A 4,621-nucleotide genomic window follows, 5' to 3' on the forward strand; every position below is an offset into this window, starting at 1 on the left:
GAGTTGGGGGATTGAGCTGGTGCTGCGGGGTGGAGCGCACCGCACCTGCGCCAAGGCGGGCCAGCATCGGATGCATGGCACGCTCAGCAACTCAGCCCGCCCCTACCACAAATCAGGATCCGTCCTACGGCAGCGCCGTTGTTCCTGGTGCGCGGCATCCCTATAGTTTTTGGCGTCGCCGGCCTGGCCGGTGATGGGGTTTCGCAGCCTCAGAGAAAGAATCAAACAACACAGTTGATGGCAAGTCAGGCAAACTCCGCCTGCTTTTCGTTTATGGCGGCTGTGCGTGGGAGACCTCAGGGTCTGCCGGGTTTGTTTCTTTCCTCGGTCTGCGAACCCGCGCACAGCTGCCACCCAGTTGATTCGCAGCAACAGGTGGCGATTTTTCATTTATGGAAGAAACGACACCATGAATACTCAAGATCTATCCGAACGCTTTATTCCCCTGACCCCGATCGCCAGCGATGGACCAGTGCTGTTTGTCGACAGCCACGCCCCGCTAGAGGATCTGCATGCATGCGCCAGCGAGCGGTTACTCACTACGCTGGATTATCTGAATTTGATGGCCTGCGCTGGACTGCGCGACTCCAGCGACAAGGACATTGGCACCGTGACCAACACCGCCCGACTGTTGCTGCAGGATGTGCGGGATGTGTTGGCGGTGATTGAGACTCGGGCTTTTAGTCGTTGATCTAAGCGCGCAAGAGAGCCGGCCATGGGCCGGCTTGTCTACTCTTGCTAGTCAAGACAATGCCCTCTACGTCGAACACAAAAAGTACACGTGAGCTAAACCGCAGCCCTACCCAGCGATAAGTTCTAAAAACCCTTCCTCAAAAAACGAAATCTCCTACAATCAATCCTCCCATTTCTGACACAGCTCCTAGTCGCACCAGCTGTAGTCAACCAAGAGGCGAGATTGTGAGCACTGCTGTTGACCTCCCCACCCCATTACTCGACATCGAGCGCTTAGCAACCGCACTACAGCGCTTTGCCGACGACCGCGACTGGCAGCAGTTCCACTCCCCCAAGAACCTGCTCCTGGCCCTCACCGGTGAAACCGGAGAGCTCTGCGAAATCTTCCAATGGATGAGCGAAGCCGATGCCTTGGATGCAGCCAAGCGCCCAGAAACCGCTCAAGCGGTGAAAGACGAGTTGGCTGACGTACTGATGTACCTGGTGCGCCTAAGCACTGTTTTGGGCGTCGACCTCAACAAAGCGGTGACCAGCAAACTCGCGTTGAACGGCCAGAAGTACCCCGTCGACAAGGCCAAAAGCACCAGCAAGAAGTACGACCAACTCTGACCCTCTGGGCTCTAAGGACTATTCGTGATCGTTTACGCCGCGACCAAACAGCACTTCCTCGACGTTTGCGATAACGACGATATCGAAGAGGTCATCCTCAAGCACTTCAAAGAGGCCACGGGCAAGAAAGTGGCGGCTTCGGAGATCAGATCTTGGCAAGGTTCGCTGACTTATATGGCCAAGGTCCTGCGCGATAAGGATCTGCCGGATGACGCTGGCGTAGCCATTGAGCTGCACATTCCGCAGTCCATGAAACGCATCGACTTCTTGCTGACAGGCCACGATCAACATCAAACCAAAAATGCAGTGCTGGTCGAACTGAAGCAGTGGAGCAAAGCCAGCGCCACCAGTAAGGATGCAATCGTAAAAACGGCGCTAGGTGGCAGTCATGTTGAAACCATTCACCCGTCCTATCAGGTGTGGTCGTACGCCACTTTGCTGGAGGGTTTCAATGAAGCCGTCTATGACAAAGGCATCCAAGTCCGCCCTTGCGCCTATCTGCATAACTATGTCAGCGATGGCGTTATCGACTCGGCTCACTACGACGCCTATACCAGCAAGGCACCGTTATTCCTTAAGGGCCCTGACGAACTGACGAAGCTGAGAAGTTTTCTCAAGCAACACATCTATTACGGCGACAACAAAGAAGTACTCTACGAGCTTTCCACTGGTAAGACTCGTCCATCCAAGGCGTTGGCTGAAGCGCTGAGTGGTCTGATGGATGGCAAGCCCGAGTTCGTTCTGATCGATGATCAGAAGACCGTCTTTGAGTCGGTACTGGCTGCGGTCACAGAAGCCTCTGCCGATGCTCCAAAGGTCGTGATCATTGAGGGCGGTCCAGGGACCGGAAAAACGGTCGTGGCCATCAACTTGTTGGTAAGGCTCACCGCCTTACAGTTGATGAGCAGATATGTCTCGAAAAACGCCGCGCCACGCGCCGTGTACGAAAAGAAACTGGTCGGCACCGTCAAACCCACCAAGTTCTCCAGCCTATTTTCCGGTTCCGGTGCCTATACGGAAATCAAGCCTGATTTTTATGACGCTTTGATCGTTGATGAGGCCCATAGGCTCAATGAAAAAAGTGGTTTTTATGGCAACGAGGGTGATAACCAGATAAAGGAACTGATCGGGTCCGCCAAATGCTCGGTGTTCTTTATCGACGAAGATCAGCGTGTGACCTTAAAGGACATTGGTAGCAAACAAGCTATCCGTGCTTTTGCCGAGGCCAGAGGGGCGACTGTGGAGGAATACACCCTGTCTTCCCAGTTCCGTTGCAGTGGTTCCGATGGTTACTTAGCGTGGCTGGATGACATATTGGGTATTCGCGAGACCGCCAACCCATTGCTCGATACCAGCGAGTATGAGTTCAAAGTATTTGATTCTCCGCAGGCGATGCACGCAGCTATCGAGGAGAAGAACCACAGCAACAAAGCGCGTGTTGTCGCTGGCTATTGCTGGCCATGGAGCAGCAAGAAAGACTCCAAGGCCATGGATATTGAGATCGGTGATAACTACGCGCGCCAATGGAACCTGGACCAGGACGGCAGCTTGTGGATCATCGCGGACAACTCCGTAGAACAAGTCGGCTGTATCCACACCTGCCAAGGGCTGGAGGTGGATTACATCGGAGTGATCATCGGGCCGGACCTGATCGTGCGTAATGGCAAGGTAGTGACTTCGCCTCATGAGCGGGACAAATACGACAAGTCGATCCGCGGTTGGAAAAAGTTGATGAAGGAACAGCCTGTTCTGGCGCAACAGGAGACGGATCTGATCATCAAAAACACCTATCGAACCTTGATGACCCGTGGGATGAAAGGTTGCTATCTGTACTGTACCGATCCAGAGACTGCAGAGTATTTTGCAAACCGGATTGCTGAGCACAGCAGCAGTTGACGATCCCATAGGTCACTATTCAGGATTCAGCCTCCCAAAAACGGAGGCTGAATCACAAAACTGACTTTCAATTCCTACCCTTTAACTATCCAGCTCCGTCATCATTTCCCTCGCTGCTTCAAGGTACTCCGTTAGCGGTATCTCCACTAAAGCAACATACTTGGGAGCAAAATAATTCAGCTCCCCACTGTAATCGTTTTCCAAGCAAATCGTGGCTGGTGTTGCACAATCCGCTTCGACTGCAAGCTCATAAACCCCAGTCCGAACAGCCTTAAAGCTAATTTGAGAACCACTATTCAGGTGAACCTTCGTATGCTCAAGGAATTCACAAACAGCTTCCTCATCTAACTGATGTTCTTCAACCAAGTCACAAATACTCTTTTTCAGTTTTTTGGAGTTTTTGGCTTCAAACTTATCCTCTTCCCAGAAAAACTCGCCTATCCCACGGTAAACTTCAGCTCCCCAGCCTTGATAACCATCTATAGAAAGCTCCCAATCGCCATCATCAGGCTCATCAGCAGCATCATTAAGGAGCCTGATCCTTTGCAACTGATCTGGATTGACTATCAAAGCCTTATTGTTAAGCGTAGTAAGCAATAACCAGCCTGAAAAAGGCTGTCGCTCCGAAAGAAAGCGACTAACCCTTTCACATTCGCTTTCGGTAATCGGGTACCACTGGCTTTTTGCCTTCCCGGGAAGAAGAAGCCCGATATGCCCCCAGAATCCGTCAATATTTTCGTCCTGAGGGTTCCAATGCTGTGAGGGTATCTTGGCCCGCCCGACTGAATACTCCAGCAAGTCGTCCACGCTCGTCCCCATTAGCGTTGCGATGTCCCTCAACATAGCGAAATTTGGCTCAGCATCCCCTCGCTCCCATCGAGCAACCGTCTGCTGCGAGACATTTAGATGATCCGCTAATGCCGCCTGAGTTAGACCTAAGGCCTTACGCAACTCTTTCAACCGCTCCATCACCCGCCCTCAAAAACACTTAAAATGTGTTTTTACTCTGAAAACGAGTAAAAATCAATATATCTATCGACAGCGACATGCTCATACGTGATGCGAGTCCGGAACGCTGACACAAATAGCCCGATGGGCTCACTTAGCTGCGAACGGGTTCTCTTAGGCATGAAGGGTCTTGAGATACTCTTAGTGACGGGCTTAAAAGGCTGCGTTTATCCAATCAATACACGGTCATCGCGAGCAAGCTTCGCTCCTACAAGGGATTACCTTGACCAAACTGATCGGCATTGGTGACCTCATTATTGATCCGCAGCACTCAGGGCGGCGCGATACGAACATCACACCAACAAACCACTCCCCAACAACCCCAACTTCTCCGGATTACGCATAATAAAGACGCGGTTCACCCGCCCCGCTTCGTCATACCCAAAACTCACCACCGCCACCACTTCCTTCCCCT

4 protein-coding genes and 1 pseudogene are annotated in these 4,621 nt (G+C 52.2%); 3 read left to right on the plus strand and 2 right to left on the minus strand.

The annotated features are described in order from the left end of the window. The first annotated feature begins 409 nt into the window (after positions 1-409). The 3 genes from AC3WK8_RS31845 (at position 410) to AC3WK8_RS31855 (ending at position 3,198) form a co-directional block, all read left to right on the plus strand. The gene (locus AC3WK8_RS31845) at positions 410-691 is read left to right on the plus strand and encodes a fructose-bisphosphate aldolase (RefSeq protein ID WP_103327168.1); all 282 of its coding nucleotides are present in this window, start codon (positions 410-412) and stop codon (positions 689-691) included. A gap of 227 nt (positions 692-918) precedes the next feature. Continuing rightward, complete coding sequence (locus AC3WK8_RS31850) at positions 919-1,302, plus strand: nucleotide pyrophosphohydrolase (protein WP_103327170.1); 384 nt, start codon at positions 919-921, stop codon at positions 1,300-1,302. 24 nt (positions 1,303-1,326) lie between these two features. Next, entirely contained in the window at positions 1,327-3,198 is a 1,872-nt protein-coding gene (locus AC3WK8_RS31855) for a DUF2075 domain-containing protein (RefSeq protein WP_103327172.1), read from the plus strand. A gap of 81 nt (positions 3,199-3,279) precedes the next feature. On the opposite strand, the gene AC3WK8_RS31860 is transcribed toward AC3WK8_RS31855, so the two are convergent. Together AC3WK8_RS31860 and AC3WK8_RS31865 are read right to left on the minus strand one after the other, a co-directional pair. Beyond that, the gene (locus tag AC3WK8_RS31860) at positions 3,280-4,158 is read right to left on the minus strand and encodes a helix-turn-helix transcriptional regulator (RefSeq protein ID WP_158250079.1); all 879 of its coding nucleotides are present in this window, start codon (positions 4,156-4,158) and stop codon (positions 3,280-3,282) included. Positions 4,159-4,499: 341 nt separating this feature from the next. Then, positions 4,500-4,621: pseudogene (locus AC3WK8_RS31865) on the minus strand (RNA polymerase subunit sigma-24); the annotation flags it as partial.

Source organism: Pseudomonas sp. FW507-12TSA, assembly GCF_058781435.1.